This window comes from Pseudarthrobacter sp. GQ63 (assembly GCF_059758765.1).
Map to the genome: position 1 here is coordinate 49,471 of NZ_JCAXEF010000018.1, position 18,756 is coordinate 68,226.

General features: G+C 66.6%; 18 protein-coding genes. 15 read left to right on the top strand and 3 right to left on the bottom strand.

Annotated elements, in window-relative coordinates; translation table 11 throughout:
• Positions 1 to 38: 38 nt before the first annotated feature.
• The gene (locus tag AC6CHP_RS19410; RefSeq protein WP_498231688.1) at positions 39 to 2,081 is read right to left on the bottom strand and encodes an acyl-CoA dehydrogenase family protein; all 2,043 of its coding nucleotides are present in this window, start codon (positions 2,079 to 2,081) and stop codon (positions 39 to 41) included.
• Positions 2,082 to 2,142: 61 nt separating this feature from the next.
• Positions 2,143 to 2,445, bottom strand: a complete 303-nt coding sequence (locus AC6CHP_RS19415; RefSeq protein ID WP_104189940.1) for a hypothetical protein — start codon at positions 2,443 to 2,445, stop codon at positions 2,143 to 2,145.
• 240 nt (positions 2,446 to 2,685) lie between these two features.
• On the opposite strand from AC6CHP_RS19415, the gene AC6CHP_RS19420 reads away from it, so the two are divergent.
• From AC6CHP_RS19420 to AC6CHP_RS19465, 10 genes are all read left to right on the top strand, one after another.
• Positions 2,686 to 4,143: a DUF3375 family protein gene (locus AC6CHP_RS19420; protein WP_188732434.1), complete on the top strand. Its 1,458-nt coding sequence runs from the start codon at positions 2,686 to 2,688 to the stop codon at positions 4,141 to 4,143.
• Positions 4,136 to 4,894 (top strand): DUF4194 domain-containing protein, encoded by a 759-nt coding sequence (locus AC6CHP_RS19425; protein ID WP_498231691.1) that lies wholly within the window; start codon positions 4,136 to 4,138, stop codon positions 4,892 to 4,894. Before AC6CHP_RS19420 ends, AC6CHP_RS19425 begins: the two co-directional genes overlap by 8 nt.
• Positions 4,891 to 8,379, top strand: coding sequence for an ATP-binding protein (locus AC6CHP_RS19430; protein WP_498231693.1), 3,489 nt, complete (start codon positions 4,891 to 4,893; stop codon positions 8,377 to 8,379). Before AC6CHP_RS19425 ends, AC6CHP_RS19430 begins: the two co-directional genes overlap by 4 nt.
• Positions 8,380 to 8,567: 188 nt before the next feature.
• The gene (locus AC6CHP_RS19435) at positions 8,568 to 9,263 is read left to right on the top strand and encodes a hypothetical protein (RefSeq protein WP_498231695.1); all 696 of its coding nucleotides are present in this window, start codon (positions 8,568 to 8,570) and stop codon (positions 9,261 to 9,263) included.
• Positions 9,264 to 9,476: 213 nt separating this feature from the next.
• Positions 9,477 to 10,568, top strand: coding sequence for an iron-siderophore ABC transporter substrate-binding protein (locus AC6CHP_RS19440; protein WP_498231697.1), 1,092 nt, complete (start codon positions 9,477 to 9,479; stop codon positions 10,566 to 10,568).
• A 10-nt stretch (positions 10,569 to 10,578) separates the two neighbouring features.
• Positions 10,579 to 11,667 (top strand): FecCD family ABC transporter permease, encoded by a 1,089-nt coding sequence (locus tag AC6CHP_RS19445; protein ID WP_498231699.1) that lies wholly within the window; start codon positions 10,579 to 10,581, stop codon positions 11,665 to 11,667.
• A 104-nt stretch (positions 11,668 to 11,771) separates the two neighbouring features.
• Complete coding sequence (locus AC6CHP_RS19450) at positions 11,772 to 12,794, top strand: FecCD family ABC transporter permease (RefSeq protein WP_188732448.1); 1,023 nt, start codon at positions 11,772 to 11,774, stop codon at positions 12,792 to 12,794.
• Between the two features lies 1 nt (position 12,795).
• Positions 12,796 to 13,611, top strand: coding sequence for an ABC transporter ATP-binding protein (locus tag AC6CHP_RS19455; protein ID WP_498231701.1), 816 nt, complete (start codon positions 12,796 to 12,798; stop codon positions 13,609 to 13,611).
• Positions 13,608 to 14,648 (top strand): siderophore-interacting protein, encoded by a 1,041-nt coding sequence (locus AC6CHP_RS19460; protein WP_188732441.1) that lies wholly within the window; start codon positions 13,608 to 13,610, stop codon positions 14,646 to 14,648. Before AC6CHP_RS19455 ends, AC6CHP_RS19460 begins: the two co-directional genes overlap by 4 nt.
• A gap of 165 nt (positions 14,649 to 14,813) precedes the next feature.
• Positions 14,814 to 15,659 carry an SGNH/GDSL hydrolase family protein gene (locus AC6CHP_RS19465; protein WP_188732442.1) on the top strand — a complete coding sequence of 282 codons (846 nt, stop codon included), beginning with the start codon at positions 14,814 to 14,816 and terminating at the stop codon, positions 15,657 to 15,659.
• A 27-nt stretch (positions 15,660 to 15,686) separates the two neighbouring features.
• Here the strand turns inward: AC6CHP_RS19465 and AC6CHP_RS19470 are convergent, their stop codons facing one another.
• The gene (locus AC6CHP_RS19470; RefSeq protein WP_188732443.1) at positions 15,687 to 15,974 is read right to left on the bottom strand and encodes a YciI family protein; all 288 of its coding nucleotides are present in this window, start codon (positions 15,972 to 15,974) and stop codon (positions 15,687 to 15,689) included.
• A gap of 71 nt (positions 15,975 to 16,045) precedes the next feature.
• On the opposite strand from AC6CHP_RS19470, the gene AC6CHP_RS19475 reads away from it, so the two are divergent.
• From AC6CHP_RS19475 to rpsN, 5 genes are all read left to right on the top strand, one after another.
• Positions 16,046 to 16,525 (top strand): MarR family winged helix-turn-helix transcriptional regulator, encoded by a 480-nt coding sequence (locus AC6CHP_RS19475; protein WP_188732444.1) that lies wholly within the window; start codon positions 16,046 to 16,048, stop codon positions 16,523 to 16,525.
• Positions 16,526 to 16,577: 52 nt separating this feature from the next.
• The gene (locus AC6CHP_RS19480; RefSeq protein WP_188732445.1) at positions 16,578 to 17,339 is read left to right on the top strand and encodes an SGNH/GDSL hydrolase family protein; all 762 of its coding nucleotides are present in this window, start codon (positions 16,578 to 16,580) and stop codon (positions 17,337 to 17,339) included.
• Positions 17,340 to 17,592: 253 nt separating this feature from the next.
• Positions 17,593 to 17,829 carry a 50S ribosomal protein L28 gene (gene rpmB / locus AC6CHP_RS19485; RefSeq protein WP_013602738.1) on the top strand — a complete coding sequence of 79 codons (237 nt, stop codon included), beginning with the start codon at positions 17,593 to 17,595 and terminating at the stop codon, positions 17,827 to 17,829.
• Entirely contained in the window at positions 17,829 to 17,996 is a 168-nt protein-coding gene (gene rpmG, locus AC6CHP_RS19490; protein ID WP_013602737.1) for a 50S ribosomal protein L33, read from the top strand. Before rpmB ends, rpmG begins: the two co-directional genes overlap by 1 nt.
• A gap of 2 nt (positions 17,997 to 17,998) precedes the next feature.
• The gene (gene rpsN, locus AC6CHP_RS19495) at positions 17,999 to 18,304 is read left to right on the top strand and encodes a 30S ribosomal protein S14 (protein WP_009358853.1); all 306 of its coding nucleotides are present in this window, start codon (positions 17,999 to 18,001) and stop codon (positions 18,302 to 18,304) included.
• The last annotated feature ends 452 nt before the right edge of the window (positions 18,305 to 18,756 follow it).

An 18,756-nucleotide genomic window follows, 5' to 3' on the forward strand; every position in this document is an offset into this window, starting at 1 on the left:
TGATAGCAAGGATGCTTACTATGTCGTGACCTGTGGCGTCACCGGTATTTACGGTGCAGGTTTTCCCGCCGGGAGGCCCCGGGGGAGGCGTCAGCGATCCACGGACCGGTCCCTTCGGACTGGTCCAGGACGCCTTCCTCCAGCCAGGCGTAGTCCCCGGCGAGGACCTTCCGCGTGAGGGAGTGGTCCGCGTCGTCCGTGTTCCGCCACAGCTGGTCAAAGTACTCGTCCACACGCACCCTGGCCTGCTCGCAGTATGCTTCCGCGAGCTCATAAGCACTGGCGGCCTTTTCGGGTGCGGTGTGCAGCAGCATCTCTGCCCGGGCGCAGCAGGCGGTCATGGCGAACAGCTCGGCGCCGATGTCCACCACCCTGCCCAGGAACGCCTGCTTCCGTTCGAGTTTCGCCTGCCAGCGGCCCATCCCGTAGAACGTCTGGCGCGCCAGGCGCCGTGACGAACGCTCCACGAAGCGCAGCTGCTTGGCCAGCCGCCCGAACTCACTGTAGGAGCGCGGGTCCATGCCGGCACCGGCCACCAGCTTGGGAAGCCACCGGGCGTAGAAGCCGGAAGCCCCGACGGCGGCCCTCGCCTTGTCGGACAGGCTCGCGTCCAGCGACGCAAGGTCGCCCGCGGCGGCCAGGTGCGCATCCACCGCCTCCCGGGCGATCAGCAGCCGCATGATTTCCGATGAGCCCTCGAAGATCCGGTTGATCCTCAGGTCCCTCAGTTGCTGCTCCGCCGGAACGGCGCGCTCGCCGCGTGCCGCCAGCGATTCCGCGGTCTCATAGCCGCGGCCGCCCCGGATCTGGACCAGTTCATCGGCAATGCGGCAGCTGATCTCCGTGGCCCAGAGCTTGGCCAGGGCGGCTTCGATCCGGACGTCTTTCTGGCCGGCGTCGGCGAGTTCGGCGGAGAGCTCAAAGACCGCGTCCAGGGCGAAGGCGGAGGCGGCGATGAATGCGATTTTCTTGCCCACGGCCTCGTGCTCGCCCACCGGCCTGCCCCACTGGGTCCGGGCGTTGGACCATTCCCGGGCGATCTTCAGGCTCCAGCGGCCCGACGCCACGCACAGCGCCGGAATGGAGAGCCGTCCGGTGTTCAGGGTGGTAAGCGCGATCTTCAGGCCCTGCCCCTCGCGGCCCAGCCGGTTGGCGGCCGGCACCCGGACCTGGTGGAACCGGGTCACGCCGTTTTCGATGCCCCGCAGGCCCATGAACGCATTCCGGTTTTCCACCGTGATGCCCGGCGAGTCCATTTCCACCACGAAGGCGCTGATGCCGCCCTTGTGGCGGGTGCCGTCAGCATCCGTGTGGGCCGGCACCACGGCCATCACCACCACCAGTTCCGCAATCACCCCGTTGGTGGTCCACAGCTTGACGCCGTCCAGAAGGTACGCCTCGCCGTCGTCCGTGGGCGTTGCAGTGCTGCCCAGCCGGGCGGGGTCGCTGCCCACGTCAGGTTCCGTCAGCAGGAAGGCGGTGATGGCACCGGCGGCGCATCGTGGCAGGTACTCGCGCTTTTGTTCCGGGGTGCCAAATACCTTCACCGGTTCGGGCACCCCGATTGACTGGTGTGCCGAGAGGAGTGCGCCGAGGCTCGGGTGCACGCTGCCCAGCAGCGCCAGTGCGCGGCCGTAGTACACCAGGGACAGGCCCAGGCCCCCATATTCCCGGGGGATCTTCATCCCGAAAACACCCAGGTCCGCCAGGCCCCGGATGTAGTCGTCGGGGATCCTGTCCTCACGCTCGATCACCCGCCCGTCCAAGGTGCCGGCGAACTCCAGCAAACGGGCCATGAACGCTTCGCCCCGTTCCACGGAGGCCGGGTCCGGGGTGGGCCAGGGGTGGACCAGGCTGAGGTCGAAGCTGCCCAGGTAGAGGCCTTTGGCGAAGCTGGGCCGCTCCCAGCCGGATTCCCGCGCGGCCTCGGCCACGGCGCGGGCCTCATCAGCCGTGACGCCGGCGCCGATCTTGCCGGCGGGTACGGGGGTTTCCTCTGCGGGGGAGTCTGTTGCCGGACCTGTGGAGGTGGGGAGGCCGGTGGCAGGGCTTGTTGCGGGGCTGTCAGTGGCGGAGCTCATGGGTCATCTCCTTGGCCGGATTGGCCGGTGTAGCCATGGATCCGCCGGGTTGGAGAACCCTTCAGCTGTCCCTCAAGATTACCCGCGGGTAGGTTCCGGTGCTAGGGGATGCCTGGGCCTGGAAATCGCCTGCAACGTCCACCGTGGCAGCGTGGTGCACCAGCCTGTCCCACCCTGCATTGATCCCGTGGACCACGGCCAGGAGCGTTTTGGACGCCAGCGTCCAGCTCAACTTTCCGGCCCCCAGAAGGACTAGTGCCACCAGTCCCGAGACCAGGACGAAAGCGGCCAGGATAAACCCGAATACGAGCGTGCCCACGAACACCAAAGTGGCGTTGTCCACTGCTGTCAGATCGAACGGCATGAGTCCCCCTGCTGCGACGTTGCATGTGTTAAGAGTTGGTTGAGACCAGTAGCACGAGCGTAGGGGGAGCCTCCCTTTCCAGCCAGAGCCACAGCCGCCCGGAAGCCCTGTTGATATGGGATCGAAACACTACCGCCAAGTAGGTCACGGAGTGGTCGCGGCGCCTGCGTTAACCTTGTAGTTGGCGGTTTTCCGATCCAGGCCGCCGCCCAGCCCCCGCAAACAGTCCAAGGAGAGTGCGTGCCCCGCTCCGCCAGGTCATCCGCTGATGCCATCAGCGCCCGGCTTCGGGACCTCGAACTCCTCACTAAAGGACCTGCCTGGGCGCTGACGCGCTCGGCCCCCTGGGTGATCGCGGTACTGCAGGCATCCTTTACCCGCACCCGGCCGCAGCTGCCGCTGGAGGAATTCCATGCCGACGTCGACTCCTTCCTTGAGGAGCTCCGCCGCCAGGACCCCGGGCTGGGTGGAGGGGCGAACGGGAAGTCCTTTGGCGACGAATGGACGCGCCGCCAGTTCCTGACGCGGCGCAACCAGTCCGGCCAGATCGTCTACGAGGTGACGGAACCCGCGGCACGCGTGCTGGCGTTCCTGGACAGCCTCTCCAGCGAACGGTCCACGCTCAACGGGTCCCGCCTGGGCACGCTGCTGGGGGACGTCGAAAAGCTTGCCAACGAGACCAACCCGGACCAGAGCGCCCGGCTGGAGTCCCTGGAAGAGGAGATCGAAGAACGCCAGCAGCTGATCCAGGACATCAGCAGCGGCGAGTTCGACGGACTGCTGGATGACGACGAGGCGGTGGAGGCCGCGGGAAACATTCTGGACCTGGCGGCGAGCCTGCCCGCCGACTACAAGAAGATGCGTGACCGGATCGAGGAACTGGTGGGCGAACTGCGCAACCAGATCATCGAGGAGTCGCTGACCAAGGGCGCCACCATGGCCCAGGTGCTGGAGGCGGACAAACGCCTCCGGCAAAGTCCGGAGGGCAGGACGTTCCGGTCCTTCACCGCCTTCCTCGAGGATCCGCAGCAGCAACTGCGGTTTAGGTCCGCCATCGGGGAGGTCCTGGGCCGGCAGTTCGCCGACGACCTGTCGCCGGAGGACCGGGAAACCCTGAAGAACCTGGTGGCGGAACTGCGCCAGCAGCACAGCCAGATCCAGCGGATCTACGGCAAGCTCAGCGAAAGCCTCAATACCTACGTCCAGAGTGACGACTTCCGCCAGTCCGTCCGGCTCCGCCAGGTCCTGCGGGAGGCCGAGCAGGCCATCAGGTCCCTTCCGTATGAGCGGGAACGCCCTGGCCTGGTCCCCGGTCCGGTCCTGTTCAACGCGGGGTTCGAATCGCTGTCCATGGTGAAGCTCTTCGATCCCGACGAGTTCGCCGCCCCGCCCAAACTGGCCGATCCCATCGCCTTCAGCGACTCCGACCGGGTGCGCTCGCCGAGGACCGGCAAGGCGAAGCCGGAAGTGGTGCGGGCCGCCCTGGCCGGCGCTTCCACCCTTTCCGAGGCGTGGCAGCAGCTGCCGCCCGGGGAACAGCACATCAACACCATCCGCGCGCTCCTCTCGCACGCCCTCCACGCCGGCGCTGGCTTCGACAAGCAGGGCCTTGAGGCACTGGACTACGAACAGATAGACGGCACCACGCGCAGGGCCTACCTGCCGCTGGTCACGCTTCCAAAGGATCCTGATGACTGAAGAGACAACGACGACGACGGCGGAGCGGCCTTTCGCCGTCATGCCCCGCGACACGTTCGTTGACGGCGCCGCGCTCTTCCCGGGCGATACCGGAGTGCTGTTCATGAAGGTGCGGCAGGCGCTGGTGAAGCTCCTCAAGGGCCCCTATGTGGACGGCGGCCGGGACGAAAAGCTCTGGACTGTCCTGCTGGACAACCAGGTGATCCTGCGGAGCCGGCTGTCCGAGCTGTTCCTCACCATGGAGCTGGACCATGAGCGCAAGATCGCCGTCCTGCGCCCGGTGGACCCCGACGCAATCGGCGGCAGCACCCGCTCCAGCATCCTGCGGCAGCAGCGCGCCCTCAGCCGGGTGGAGACCATCGTGCTGCTCCGCCTGCGCCTGCTGCTGGACCGCCACGTCACCGCGCAGACCGACCCCACCATCACCCGCGAGGAAATCGCCGACCTGGTGGCGCACTACCAGCCCGCCGGCCAGCAGGACGCCCTGCGGGACTCGGACGTGGTGAACAGGGCCATCACCAAGCTCCTGGCCCGCCAGCTCCTCCTCCCCACAGGACTGGACGACGTCTACACCATCTCCAACGCCCTGCCCCTGGCCCTCCCGTTCGAGAACATCGGCGACATCCCCGCCCAGATAGAGGCCCTGGTGGCAGCAACCACAGACCCCGCGGGCACGGAGGCGCTCCTGGAGTTCGACAACGGAGCAGCCGCGTCCCCGGACAGCGACACGGACACGGAGGACGCCCAGTGAGCATCGCTTCCATGCTCCCGATGGGTGAGCTGATAAATCCCGGCCAGATGCGCCTTGCCCTGGTGCAGGTGGTCAACTGGGGCACGTTCCACGGAGCCCACACGATGCACGTGGACCGCAACGGCACGCTGCTGACGGGTAATTCGGGCGTGGGCAAGTCCACGCTGTTCGATGCCATGCTGCGGGTCTTCGATGCCCGGCCCAGGTCCAACGAGGCCGCTGCCCAGCGTTCGGGCGGAGCCGTTGAGGACAAGCGGACCACCTTCACCTACATGCGGGGCAAGGTGGGGGACAAGGCTGTGGGTGAGGGCTCGGCGAGTGCCTTCCAGCGACCGGGCGCCACGTGGTCCGCCGTCGCCCTGACGTTCGATAACGCGGCCGGCACGCGGGTGACCGTCTCGGCACTGTTCGATCTCCCCAAGAACGGCACGGAGTCGAGCGTCGGACGTTTCTACGTCATCGACCATGACCCGCTGGACCTGGAAGCCCTCGAAGGCATCGCGGACAAGCGGTTCACCAAGGCTGCGCTGGAGACGATCTTTCCCGATGCGCAGGTTTTCGACGTCCACAAGGCCTTCGCCGAGCGGTTCCGCCGGCTGCTGGGCATCAACTCGGACCAGGCCCTTCCGCTCCTGCGCGTCATCCAGGCCGGCAAGGGCCTGGGCGGCAGCGTCAACACGTTCTTCCGCGACCAGGTCCTGGACGCCCCGGCCACCCTCGCGGCGGCGGACGACGTGGTGGAGGAATTCAGCAACCTGATGTCCATCCGGCAGCGGCTGGAGGACGTCCGGCAGCAGCGGGACCAGCTGGCCCCGGTTCCCGGGCTGAACCGGGAGTATGCGCAGGCGCTGCTGGACGCAAACAGGCTGCGGGACCTCGCCGGCGAGGAGTTCGAGGCCTACAAGCAGAAGCTGGCCGTCACGGTCCACCAGGGATTGCTTGAGCGCTTCAAGGGATTGGCCCAGGCGAAGGCCAAGGAGCTGGGTGCTGAGCGGACTGTCCGGGACGGCCTGGCCAAGGACCTGCGCCAGCTGGAAGCGGATTACAACAACCAGGGCGGCAACGCCATCTCCGCGATCGAGCAGTCCCTGGAAAACGCCCGTGTTGGGCTGAAGCTCCGCCAGCAGGTGGAGGAGACGGCGCGCCAGGCGCTGGCTGACGCCGGCCTGCAGCTTGACTGGACCGAGGGCGGCTGGGAGCAGGCGCACGAGCAGGCGGCAGCAAGGTCCGCGGAGCTCAACAGCGACTCCCAGGCCCTCCAGGAACTCCGCTTCGAGGCCTTCGACGCGCACGCAACCAAGAAGCGCGAACTGGCCGCGGCTGAGCAGGAACTCGTGTCCCTGAAGACGCGCAAGTCGCTGCTGCCGCCGTCGAGCATTGAAAACCGGGCCGCGATTGCCGCCGCAACCGGCATCCCGGAGGACCGGATGCCGTTCGCCGGTGAACTGATGGACCTCGCCGAGGGGCAGGAGAAGTGGCGCCCGGCCGCCGAGCGGGCGCTCCGCAACCTGGCCACCACGCTGCTGGTGCCGGGCGAGCACTTCGCGGCAGTCACCCGGTACCTCAACGGTCACGCCGTGCGCGGCGCGCTGCGGGCCGTGGACGTGTCCAAGCCACTGTCCGGCGGCGCGCTGGCGCTTGAGGACGTGCGCGACGGCGACCTGCTGACCAAGCTGGACATCCTCACCACGGGCGTCGCGGCCGAGGCAGGCTCCTGGATCCGTGAGCGCATCGCACTGGACTTCGCCTACCCCTGCGTAGAGGACCCGGACGAGCTGGCCTCACTGGACCGCGGCCTCAGCCTGGGCGGCGTGGTGAAGCGCAACCGCCACACCGTGGAAAAGGACGACCGTTTCACCAGCCGGCAGGATTACGTCCTCGGGTTCGACAACGCCGCCAAGCTGGAACTTGTTGCCGGGCAGGCGGAGGACCTGCGGCAGGAAGTGGCCAAGGCGGCAGAGCTGGCGCAGAGCCGGGAAGACTCGCACCAGGGCATGGCCCGGCAGCTTGAGGCCCTGCGCCGCATCGCTGAGGACCACCGTTCCTGGGACCAGGTGTCGGCGGCGGTCGCGGCCGAGGAGCTCGCCCGGCTCGAGCAGCGGCTGAAGGATGCCCTGGCGGCACAGGCGGACCTGGAACCGCTGCGCGCCAGCATCGAGGACGTGCGGCAGAAACACCAGTCCAGTACCGAGGCCGCCGCCGTGCTGCAGAGCGAGTACAAGGCACTGGACCGGCAGCTGACCGCTGCGGATTCCCTGCTGGAAGGTGCCCGCCAGCGCCTGGCCCAGTCGCCGCCGTCGGACGCCACCGTCACTGCGCTGGAACCGTACTTTGCCGATTTCGGCGATGTGACGGAGATGCACGAGCTGGACAACCTCGCCAACCGGGTGCGCACCGCCCTGCTGGCGGAACTGCACACGGCCGAGTCCCGCGGGCAGGCCACCGCCGAGCGGCTTACACGCATCTTCGAGGCGTTCGTGCGTGACTGGGGGAGCGCCATCTCGGCAGACCACGGCACCACGATCGGTGCTGCCGGCGAGTTTGAGACGCGCTACCACGCGATCGTGAGCGATGGCCTCCCGGCCCAGGAAGCGGAGTTCCGCCAGTTCTTCAACCAGCGCACGCACGAGTCCTTCAGCACGCTGCTGCACCTGCTGGATGAGGAGCGGCGCTCCATCACCAGCCGCATCCTGCCGCTGAACGGCATCCTGTCGCAGGTCAACTTCCACGAGGGGAGTTTCCTTGAACTGGACATCAAGCAGACGCTGCCTCCCACGGCCAAGCAGTTCAAGGACGCGATCCAGAGCGCCCTGAAGGCCCGGCATTCCCGCCCGGCCAAATCCGAAGCGTCCAGGACAGTGTCTGCAGGGGAAGCAGGCGTGGAAAGGGACGACGACGCCGAGCTCACCGCCCGCTACAAGTCTCTGGAGACGCTGGTGAAGCGGCTGGGCTCGCAGGCGCCGGAGGACCGGCGGTGGAGGGCCGAGGTGCTGGACGTGCGCGGGCACCTGTTCATCCAGTGCAAGGAGCACCGCGAAGTTGCCCAGCCGGCGTCCGGCAAGAAGGGTGGAGCGAAGAAGTCCGAGGTGTTCATGCACGCGGATACCGGATCCATGTCCGGCGGGGAGCGCCAGCGGTTCACGGCCTTCATTATGGCTGCCGCGCTGAGCTACCAGCTGGGCATCGCGGAGCAGGGCTTCACCACGTACGGCACCGTGATGATGGACGAGGCCTTTGTGCTTGCTTCCGAGGAGTTCGCGGGCGCCGGGATCAAGGCGCTGCACGAATTCGGGTTCCAGCTGCTGCTGGCCGCCCCCGAGAACGTCATTGACCTCTCCCGGCATCTTGGTTCCGTCACCGAAATCCTCCGGGACAAGCGCACCAACCGCTCGGGAGTGCTCACAGCACCGGTCATTACACCGAGGCCGGGCGAAGAGGGGGCATGGCGGTCGGAAGCGAACCCGGTGGACATTGTCCTGCGCTGAACGCCCTGACCAGGCCTATATAACAAATTGATGGATTTATTGCGGAAGCTCTGGTGACGGGTAATTCTGCTGTGCCACTCTGGGCTTTACCACCTCATCCGCCTGAGTAAATCCCATAGGTACTGCGGAATGCTGGGTTCCGCCCTGTTCCCCAAGAGAACGATGGCGTCCTCTTGAAAGGCCCTCCCATGCGCCCGCCGCAACGCACCGCCCTCCTTTCCACCGCCCTCTTCTCCGCGCCAATCGCCGGCGCGGTACTGTTCCTCTCGGCCTGCGCGGCTGGCGGTCCGGCGGGGAGCGGGAGCACTCCCGAAAGCCCTGCCGTTCAGGCACCCGCGGCGAGCCAGTCGCCGTCGTCCGCCCCCGCCTCCACCGCTCCCGCCGCCGCCACGGCAACCTTCACCTTCCCGGACGGCCGGCTCTATTTCCAGCACCCGGCCGACTGGCGGGTGGAGCTCTTCGAAGCATCCGCCTCGCCGTTCGTGGGGACTGCGTCGGTGTACGATCCCGCCGGCCAGTTGCGGGTCAGCGTCTACACCGGAGAAATCGCCGACGTCGTGGCCAGCGCGGCCGACCGGACCGTACTCGAGACGGACCCGGTACCGGGACTGGTGGGGAAGTCCGTCCCAACGCCCCATTCGTCGTTCTTCGTGGACCGCAGTGGCGGCGCTGCCAATTATCGAATGGGGCTCACTGCAGGACTGCCCGTCTCGCCGGACGGGAAGGTGCAGGACGGGCTCATCATGCTCGGCGAGCGCATCCTGTCTGCAGACGTGGTGTTCACCGGTACGCCGTTCGCCAATGATGAGGAGGCGAAAGCCTGGTACTGGGGTGCTGAAGGCCGAACCCTGAAAGCTCTGCTGATGAGCTTCTCCTACCGCTGACCACGACCCTCTCTCACACAATGCGGCATTTCCCCAAACGCTCTCTCACCGGCGATAGAGCGTTTGGGGATTTCCTGCATTAAGTGAGAGAGGGTCGGCGGGGGCAGGGCTGTGTCCTTCGTCACGAAAGGGAATAAGGCATGGAAACGTTGCGTAATGAACTGGAGGGTAGGCTAGCCTTACTTAAGTTCGCTTCATGACTTAAGGAGTTCCGTGACTTCCCCCCTCTTCCCCGGGCCGAGCGCCACGCGCCGCACGCTGTTCAAATCAGCCGGCAAGGCCACGGCCGTCCTGGCCGCCGCGGCACTTACCCTGTCCGCCTGCTCCACAGGACCAGCGTCCTCCTCCGCCGACACCAGCGCCTCCAGCTCCAGCAGCTCGCAGTTCCCCGTCACCATCGAGCATGTCTACGGCGAAACCATCATCGAGGAGCAGCCCACGCGGGTGGCCACTGTCTCCTGGGTCAATGACGACGTCGCCATTGCCCTCGGTGTTGTGCCGGTGGGCGTGCCCAAGAACGAATGGGGCGGCAACGAGCAGGGCTCCACCCCGTGGAAGGACGCGGCGCTCGAAGAGCTCGGCGCCGGCTTCGGCTCGGACAAAGCCCCGGTGCAGTACTCCGAGGCGGACGGCATCAACTTCACCGAGATCGCCAAGCTCACCCCGGACGTCATCCTTGCCGCGTACTCGGGCCTCACCGAGGAGGATTACAAGAAGCTCAGCGAAATCGCGCCGGTGGTGGCCCACCCTGAACTGGCCTACGGAACCTCCTGGCAGGACTCCACCTCCATCATCGGCAAAGCCCTCGGCAAGGATGCCGAAGCAGCAAAGCTGGTCTCCGACACCGAGGCCACCATCAAGGAAAAGGTTGCCGAGTACCCGCAGATCACCGGCAAGAGCTTCATCTACGGCAACCTGGAGCCGGCATCGGCCGAGGGCGTCAATGTCTACACCGCCAATGACAACCGTCCCCGCTTCCTCTCCGAGATCGGCATGCAGCTGGCTCCCGTGGTTGAGGAAAATTCCAAGGGCTCCAAGGAATTCTTCATCCCCTGGTCCGCTGAGAAGGCCAACGAGCTCGAGTCCGATATTTTCGTGACCTGGGTTCCGGACGCCGCCACCACCGAGTCCATCAAGTCGGACCCCCTCCTGGGCCAGATCCCCGCCATCAAGAACGGTGCCCTGGTGGCCGACTCGGACAACACCCTGACACTCTCCATCTCCGCTTCCTCCCCGCTGAGCCTGCCGTGGTCGCTGGACACGTTCCTGCCGCAGCTGGCGGGCGCAGCGGACGCGGTGAAGTAGGCACAGTTCCATGACGGAGAGTACGACGACGGCGGCGCGCCGTGAGCCCGGTCCCGGCACTTTGGTGCCGGGACCGGCATCTGGCGGAACCCGCGGCCGCGCGTTCGGGGGGCCGCGCGCCGCCTGGCTGCTGGCCGCCGTCGTCGTACTTGCCCTGCTTGCCGGGGCCTCCCTCGCTATCGGTGCGCGGGGGCTTCCCCTAGCCACCGTTTGGCAGGCGCTTACCGCGTTTGATCCCGCCAACGGCGACCATGCCGTGGTACACGCCCGCATCCCCCGCACCGTCCTTGGCCTGCTGGCGGGCGGCGCGCTGGGCCTCGCCGGCGCAGCAATGCAGGGCGTGGCCCGCAACCCGCTGGCCGACCCCGGCATCATGGGCGTCAACGCCGGTGCGGCCCTCGCCGTGGTGACCGGCATCTACGTCTTCGGCGTCGGCTCGCTCCCCGGCTACATCTGGTTCGCCTTCGTGGGGGCCGCTGCCGCCGCCGTCGTGGTGTACCTCATTGCCTCGCTCGGCAGGGACGGGGCCACCCCGGTGAAGCTCGCCCTGGCGGGCGCCGCTTTGAACGCGGGCCTCTACTCCCTGATGAACGTCATCCTGGTCTCCAGCCAGGACACCCTGGACCGCTTCCGCTTCTGGCAGGTGGGCGGAATCGCAGGGCGCGACTGGTCCGTGGTGCTTTCCGGACTGCCCTTCCTGGCCGCCGGTGCCCTCATTGTGCTTCTGACCGGCCGCATCCTCAACAGCCTGGCCTTGGGCGACGACATCGCCCGGGGCCTGGGCCAGCGGGTAGGCCTGTCCCGCGCCGTCACCGCGCTCGGCATTGTGCTGCTGTGCGGATCCGCCACCGCGCTTGCCGGGCCCATCGCCTTCGTGGGCCTGGTCATCCCCCACGCCGTCCGTTTCCTCACCGGCCCGGACTACCGTTGGATCCTCCCCTTCTCCCTGGTCCTGGCCCCGGCACTCCTCCTCGGCGCGGACATCATCGGCCGCGTGGTGCTCCTGCCCGGCGAAGTCCCGGCCGGCATCATGACCGCCCTCGTCGGAGCACCCGTCTTCGTCTGGCTGATCCGCCGCGGCAAGGGGGCCGGACTGTGACCATCACCACATCCCGCGTCGAGCTGTCGCCGGGAGGTCCCAAAACAGGGTCCGGGGGGCCACACCTGACAGGCCAACGCCTAACGGGGCAACGCCGCAAACGATTGCTGCTGAACCGGACCGCACTCCTGGCCGCCGTCGTCGTGGTCCTGTTCGCCGTGTCCGTCCTGCTGGGCAGCTACACGGTGACCATCCCGGACTTCTTCAGGATCCTCATCGCCCACCTGACCGGCGGTGAAAAGATCCCCGGCGCCAGCTTCATCGTGATGGAGAACAAGCTGCCGCGGGCCGTCATCGGCACCATGATCGGGGTCGCGTTCGGTTTGGCGGGCGCCCTGTTCCAGACCATGCTCCGCAACCCGCTGGCCAGTCCCGACGTCATCGGCATCAGCTACGGGGCCAGCGCTGCGGCGGTGACTGCCATCGTGGTCTTCGGCGCATCCGGGGCAGCGGTTTCCGGCGCGGCCCTGGGCGGTGCGCTGGGCGTGGCAGCCATCATTTACGCCATTTCCAGCGGCGGCACCCTGCGCGGAAGCGGCCGGGGCGATGCTGCCGGGAACCGGCTCATCCTGGCCGGTGTGGGCATCGCCGCAGCACTGCACGCAGTGGTCAACTTCCTGATGACCCGCGCGGACATCCGCACCGCGGCGGACGCCCTGGTCTGGCTCAACGGTTCCCTGAACTCCGCCAGCTGGGACCGCGCGGGCGTCCTTGCCCTGGCCCTCGCCGTCCTGCTCCCCGCCGTGGTTGCCATCGCAGGACCGCTGCGCATCCTGGAGCTCGGCCCCGACGCCGCCGCCGGACTGGGGATCAGGGTAGGTGCCACCCGGCTGGCACTGGTGATCACCGCCGTCGCGCTGGCAGCGGTGGCGACGGCGGCAGCCGGGCCGGTCTCGTTCGTCGCCTTCCTGGCCGGTCCCATCGCCCGGCGCTTCACCGGTAAAGCCAGCCTCCCGGCGTCGGCCCTTGTGGGCGCCGTGATTGTCCTGGCGGCCGACTACGTGGCCGCCAACGTGGCCCCCCTGCTGCTGGACGGCACCGTTCTGCCGGTGGGCGTTATCACCGGTGCGCTCGGTGCCCCGTTCCTGCTGTGGCTCCTGGTCACGGCCAACCGAAAGGATGCCTGAGGTGGCAGTACTCAACGCCAAGGACCTGACACTGAAGTACGACCAGCGCTGCGTGGTGGACGGCCTCAGCGCCGAGATTCCGGAGGGGAAGGTGACCATGATCGTGGGCGCCAACGCCTGCGGGAAGTCCACGCTCCTCCGCGGGCTGTCCCGGCTCCTCAAGCCGGCGGCCGGTGCCGTAACCCTGGACGGCAAGGACATCCACTCCCTTCCGGCGCGTGAACTGGCCCGTACCCTGGGCCTCCTTCCACAGCACCCCACTGCCCCGGACGGCATCACGGTCAGGGACCTGGTGGGCCGCGGCCGCTACCCCCACCAGGGCTTCTTCCGCAGCTGGAGCGAACGGGGCGAAACCGCCGTGCAGCGCGCGCTCGAAGCGACCGAGACCCTTGCCCTCGCCGAACGGAACGTCGACGAACTTTCCGGCGGGCAGCGGCAGCGCGTCTGGATCGCCATGGCCCTTGCGCAGGAGACCGACGTTCTCCTCCTGGACGAACCCACCACCTACCTGGACCTCGCGCACCAGGTGGAGGTCCTGGACCTCGTGACGGACCTGAACCGCCAGCGCGGCACCACCGTGGCCATCGTCCTGCATGACCTGAACCTGGCCGCCCGGTACGCGGACACTGTGATCGCCATGAAGGGCGGCGCCGTGGTGGCAGTCGGGTCCCCGCTTGAAGTGGTCACGGAAGGGCTGGTCCGCAGCGTTTTCGGCCTCGAATCGCGCGTCATCCCGGACCCCGTCTCCGGCACCCCCCTGATCATTCCCATCGGCCGCCACCACGTCCCCGCCAACGAACTGGAGCTCGTTTCATGAAAACCCGCGACATCGCCTCCACGGAGCCCATGACCCTGGCGTTCGAAGTCACCGTCACCTCAGTCCAGGAGCTCAGCCCCAATTTCCGCAGGATCACGTTCGGCGGATACTCGCTGCGGGATTTCGGCGTCCACGGCGACACCCTGGACCTCCGGATCAAGCTCATGATCCCGTCCCTCGCGTCGGACGGCACCCACCTGCCCCTCCCGGTGTTCGAAATGAGCCAGGCCGGCTGGTACCGGGAATGGCTGGCCATGGATCCTGCCGTGCGCGGTTCCATGCGTACCTACACCGTCCGCCAGGCCCGCCTGGATTCGGTGTACCCGGAGATCGACGTGGACTTCGTGATGCACTTTGACGACGCTGGCAACGGCGGGCCGGCCGCGAACTGGGCCCTCAACGCCCGGCCCGGTGACGCAATCACCATCATCGGCCCCAACAACAGGGCTGCCCACTGCGTCACGGCCGAAACCTACTCAGGCATCGAATGGCGGCCCGGGCTGGCGCAGCGCATCCTGCTGGCCGGTGACGAGACATCCGTCCCCGCCATCTCCGCCATCCTGGAAAGCCTGCCGGAGTACATGACCGGGCACGCGTTCCTGGAGGTCCCTGAAGCCGGTGACTTCAGGGAATTGACTTCACCCGCCGGCGTCGACATCACCTGGCTGGCGCGCGGGGCGTCCATCGGGCGGTCCCGGCCGCACGGAGAGCTGCTCCAGGCGGCCGTGCGCAAGGCCGTGCCCGTGCCCGGCTGGGTGGGCATCAAAGCGGCCGACGGCGGCGCCGGCCCCGAGCCGGAGGACGTCAACGTGGACGTGGACATCCTCTGGGAGACGCCGGCGCGGATGGAGACTTCCGAGATCCAGGCCACCAAGAACCCGGGCATGCCGGCCGGCGCCATGCCTTTCTACGCCTGGATCGCCGGCGAAGCCGCCGTCATCAAGGACATGCGCCGGTACCTTGTCCGGGACGTCGGGATCGACCGGAAGCAGGTGGCGTTCATGGGGTACTGGCGGCAGGGCAAGGCCGAAGGGTAGCCCCGGCTCGTTGCTGGCTAGGCCGCAACCGGCAACGCTCCATCAGATCCTGCCGGTTTTTCGGGGACGCTCTCGCACTCGATGCGGGTCTTTTGCGGACGCTCTTGCACTTCCTGTTCACCCCGGCGTCGTTCTTCCTTCTTCTGTGGTCGTTAGCCTTGGCTGGTGACTGCTCAACCTTTGCTCCCTGACTCCGGGAGGCGGGTGTTTGTCGCCCTGGGGGACTCTTTCACGGAGGGGGTCGGGGACCGGGACGAGCGGTTGCCCAATGGTGTCCGTGGGTGGGCAGACCGGGTGGCGGAGAAGCTGGCCAAGGCCCAGCCCGGGTGGCGCTATGCGAACCTTGCCATCCGCAGCAAGCGGCTCCGGCATATCGTCAACGAGCAACTGGAGCCGGCGCTGCGAATGCGGCCCTCGCTGGTCACGCTGTATGCAGGCGGAAACGACATCCTGGACGTGAAAACGGACATGGCCGCGCTCATGGATGACTACGAAAAGCTCGTGGCCGCACTGGCGGAAACGGGGGCAACGGTGGTGCTTTTCACGGGGTTTGACGTCAAGGTGTCCGCACTGCTGGAGCCTCTCAGGAAACGCAACACCTACTACAACCAGCACGTCCGGGCCATCGCCGGGAAGTACGGGGCGGTGCTGGTGGACTACTGGTGCCTGGATGCGTTCCATGACCGGCGGATGTGGGACTCCGACAGGCTCCACATGTCCAAGGCAGGGCACAAGTACCTGGCGGGGCAAGTGCTGGACCAGTTGGGGGTGCCGCACAAGATCCGGCCCAAGGACTGGGAACCGCCGGCCCGGCACAGCCTGCGGGAATGGGAGCGGCAGCAGCGGCGCTGGATCCGCGACTGGGTCCTGCCGCTCTTCGGCCGCAAGCTGCGCGGCGTCACCCTGGGGGATGAGCTGGGCCCGCGCTGGCCGGAGCCGGTCAGAGTGCCGCGGAAGGGCGGACTGAAAAAGCTGGCAACGGATGTTCCCTCCACTACCTTCAGGCCCTAGAAGAGAAAGCCTAAACCGCCAGGACGCTCAGCTGTCCAGCAGGATCTCGTAACCCGGGGCCACCCTGGCCGCGTGGAACTCCATGACCTCGAAGTCCGCCACGCCATTCGTATAGAACGGATCCTGCTCCAGGCAGGCATCAAGGACAGCGCGGTCCGCCTGCGAGAGCAGCAGGCCCCCGGTCCTGGGCACCTTGCGGCCGGCCGCAATGAAAACGCCGTCGTCGAAAGCCTTCTGCAGCCAGGCGATGTGGCCGGCGTTATGGAAGTCCACGATGTCCTGCGGAACCCGGTAGCTCAGGGAGACAACATACATGGCCCCAGCCTACCGGCCGCCGCGGGGCCTAGTTGAAGAATCAACCACGCTGCTCTCGTAGAATGAGGGTCATGACCGAACCGCGCTGGCTCAACGCCGACGAACGCCGTGCCTGGCTGGCCCTGGTAAGCATTAACACCCTGCTGCCGGCAGCACTGGACACCAAACTCCACGCCGCGGGAAAGCTCTCGCTCTTCGACTACACCGTCCTGGCGATGCTCTCCGAGGCGGAAGACCGGTTCCTGCCCATGAGCGAGCTCGCCGCCCGCAGCAGCGCGTCCCTTTCCCGGCTGTCGCACGTGGTGACCAAACTGCAGAAGCGCGGCTGGGTGGAGCGGCGGCCGCATCCCCATGATGCCCGCGTCACCACCGCCCATCTGACCGAGGAAGGGATGGCCACCATCGTGGGGCTCGCGCCCGGGCACGTCGAGGACGTTCGTGACCTGTTCCTGGATGCCCTCACTGAGCAGGACGTCCTGGACCTGGCGAGGATCGGCGAAAAGGTGGTTGGCCGGCTGGACACGGACCACTGGATCCTCCGGGAAAACTAGGCCACCCGTCAGCTGGTTGGTTGCTCCCGGCAACGGGTGGCAAACTAACCGGATGGACTTTACTTCCCGGTTTGTCGCCCTCGGAGACTCCTTTACGGAAGGCGTGGGCGACGACGATCCCGCCCGCCCCAACGGTGTCCGCGGCTGGGCGGACCGCGTGGCCGAGCAGCTGGGCGCCGCTGACCCTGGCTTCGGATACGCCAACCTCGCCATCCGCGGCAGGAAACTCCGCCACATCCTGGCTGAGCAGGTGGACGCCGCCGTCGAACTTAACCCCACCCTGGTGACCATCTACGCGGGCGCCAATGACATCCTCCGCCCCAGGATCGATATTGACGACCTCCTGGTGGAGTACGACGACGCCATCGCCAAACTGCGCGCCACCGGTGCCACCGTGGTCATGTTCACGGGTTTCGACGCCCGCGGCTCGAAGGTGTTCAGCACCATGCGGGGACGTACAGCCATCTACAACGAACTGGTCCGGGGCATTGCGGGAGACCACGGCGCGCTCCTGGTGGACTACTGGCGCTTCAGCGAGTACTACGACTGGGGCATGTGGGCGCAGGACCGGATGCACATGTCCGCGGCAGGCCACGCCAATATGGCCAGGCGCGTGCTGGACGTCCTGGAACACGACCACTCGATCGACATCCCGCCCATGACCCCCGTGCCCGAACTCAGCGGGGTGGACGCCCTCCGCGCAAACGCCCGCTGGTTCCGCGAATATGCCGGTCCCTGGGTTGTCCGGAGGGTGACCGGTAAGTCCTCCGGCGACGGCTTGAAGCCGAAGTACCCCGAGCTCACTCGCCTCTAGCCACGGGCCTGCTTATACACCCTCCGGTGCCGGATTGGTCTTTAATTGCGTGAACTCGTAGACTTGGTAGGCGCTAAGTGCGCGGAGCGTGCGCAATTGCTCCGGTTGCCCGGTAATTTCTCCAGGGTGGCCGGTAGTTAGGGGCTCAAGTTGCGTGACTAACCGTTGCCCTTCTTCATTTTTGGGTCGCCCTTAGCAGCATGGTCCAGCAGCAGATATGCGGATCATTACTTTCAATTCTTGAGGAGAAGTCATGGCAGCACACTGCCAAGTGACCGGAGCCGAGCCGGGCTTTGGGCACAGCATTTCGCACTCGCACCGCCGCAACAAGCGCCGGTTCGATCCGAACATTCAGAAGAAGCGCTACTGGGTTCCGTCCCTGCGCCGTAACGTCACGCTGCAGGTCTCTGCACGTGGCATCAAGACCATCGACGTACGCGGCATCGACGTAGTCGTCGCCCAGATCCTGGCTCGTGGGGTGAAGCTCTAGTGGCTAAGGACAAGGACGTACGTCCGATCATCAAGCTCAAGTCGACTGCGGGCACGGGTTACACCTACGTAACCCGCAAGAACCGTCGTAACGATCCGGACCGCATGGTCCTGAAGAAGTACGACCCCAAGATCCGCCAGCACGTCGAATTCCGAGAGGAGCGCTAAACATGGCTAAGAAGTCCAAGATTGCTCGCAACGAGCAGCGCAAGGTCATCGTTGAGCGTTACGCTGCAAAGCGCCTCGAGCTGAAGAAGACCTTGGTTGACGAAAACGCAACCGACGAAGCACGCGAAGCAGCCCGCCTGGGCCTGCAGAAGCTGCCCCGCAACGCGTCCCCGATCCGTCTGCGTAACCGCGACATCATCGACGGCCGTCCCCGCGGCACCTTCCAGAAGTTCGGCATCTCACGTGTCCGTTTCCGCGACATGGCCCACAAGGGCGAACTTCCGGGCATCACCAAGTCTTCCTGGTAATCCAGCACCGCTGCTACCAGCTGCTTGAGAAGAGCCGGCAACCTTACGGTTGCCGGCTCTTCTGGGTTTAACGGACCTTTTGCAATGGCGCCGTTTGGGGTGGTTGCGCCTGGGTGCTCTTGCGATACCGGGGCTGGCGTTGGGACTGTGCTGCAGCACACAGAAAGGAAGTGCGACGGCGGATGGCCCTCCAGGGGTGCCAATGGGCCGTTTCGCCGCGGAATGGCGGGGATCGCGGCCTCCCGGCAGGGGGATTTGCGGTGGAGCAGGAGCAGGTGTATTGTTTTCTAAGTCGCCGCGAGGGAGACAGCGAAGAGCTGGTAACCACGGCGGCCAAACCCCCAAAAATCAACACCAATTCTGGTAGCGCTTTTGAGTGCTCCTGAAGAGGTTGGGAACCACTTCCCACCGATGAAAATCCTGAAACACGGATTTGCTTCGGAGTGGAGGAT

Coding starts and splice junctions, on each gene's coding strand:
- AC6CHP_RS19410 (WP_498231688.1), bottom strand. CDS start 2,081: ATGAGCTCCGCCACTGACAGCCCCGCAACAAGCCCTGCCACCGGCCTC.
- AC6CHP_RS19415 (WP_104189940.1), bottom strand. CDS start 2,445: ATGCCGTTCGATCTGACAGCAGTGGACAACGCCACTTTGGTGTTCGTG.
- AC6CHP_RS19425 (WP_498231691.1), top strand. CDS start 4,136: ATGACTGAAGAGACAACGACGACGACGGCGGAGCGGCCTTTCGCCGTC.
- AC6CHP_RS19435 (WP_498231695.1), top strand. CDS start 8,568: ATGCGCCCGCCGCAACGCACCGCCCTCCTTTCCACCGCCCTCTTCTCC.
- AC6CHP_RS19445 (WP_498231699.1), top strand. CDS start 10,579: ATGACGGAGAGTACGACGACGGCGGCGCGCCGTGAGCCCGGTCCCGGC.
- AC6CHP_RS19460 (WP_188732441.1), top strand. CDS start 13,608: ATGAAAACCCGCGACATCGCCTCCACGGAGCCCATGACCCTGGCGTTC.
- AC6CHP_RS19470 (WP_188732443.1), bottom strand. CDS start 15,974: ATGTATGTTGTCTCCCTGAGCTACCGGGTTCCGCAGGACATCGTGGAC.
- AC6CHP_RS19475 (WP_188732444.1), top strand. CDS start 16,046: ATGACCGAACCGCGCTGGCTCAACGCCGACGAACGCCGTGCCTGGCTG.
- AC6CHP_RS19480 (WP_188732445.1), top strand. CDS start 16,578: ATGGACTTTACTTCCCGGTTTGTCGCCCTCGGAGACTCCTTTACGGAA.
- rpmB (WP_013602738.1), top strand. CDS start 17,593: ATGGCAGCACACTGCCAAGTGACCGGAGCCGAGCCGGGCTTTGGGCAC.
- rpsN (WP_009358853.1), top strand. CDS start 17,999: ATGGCTAAGAAGTCCAAGATTGCTCGCAACGAGCAGCGCAAGGTCATC.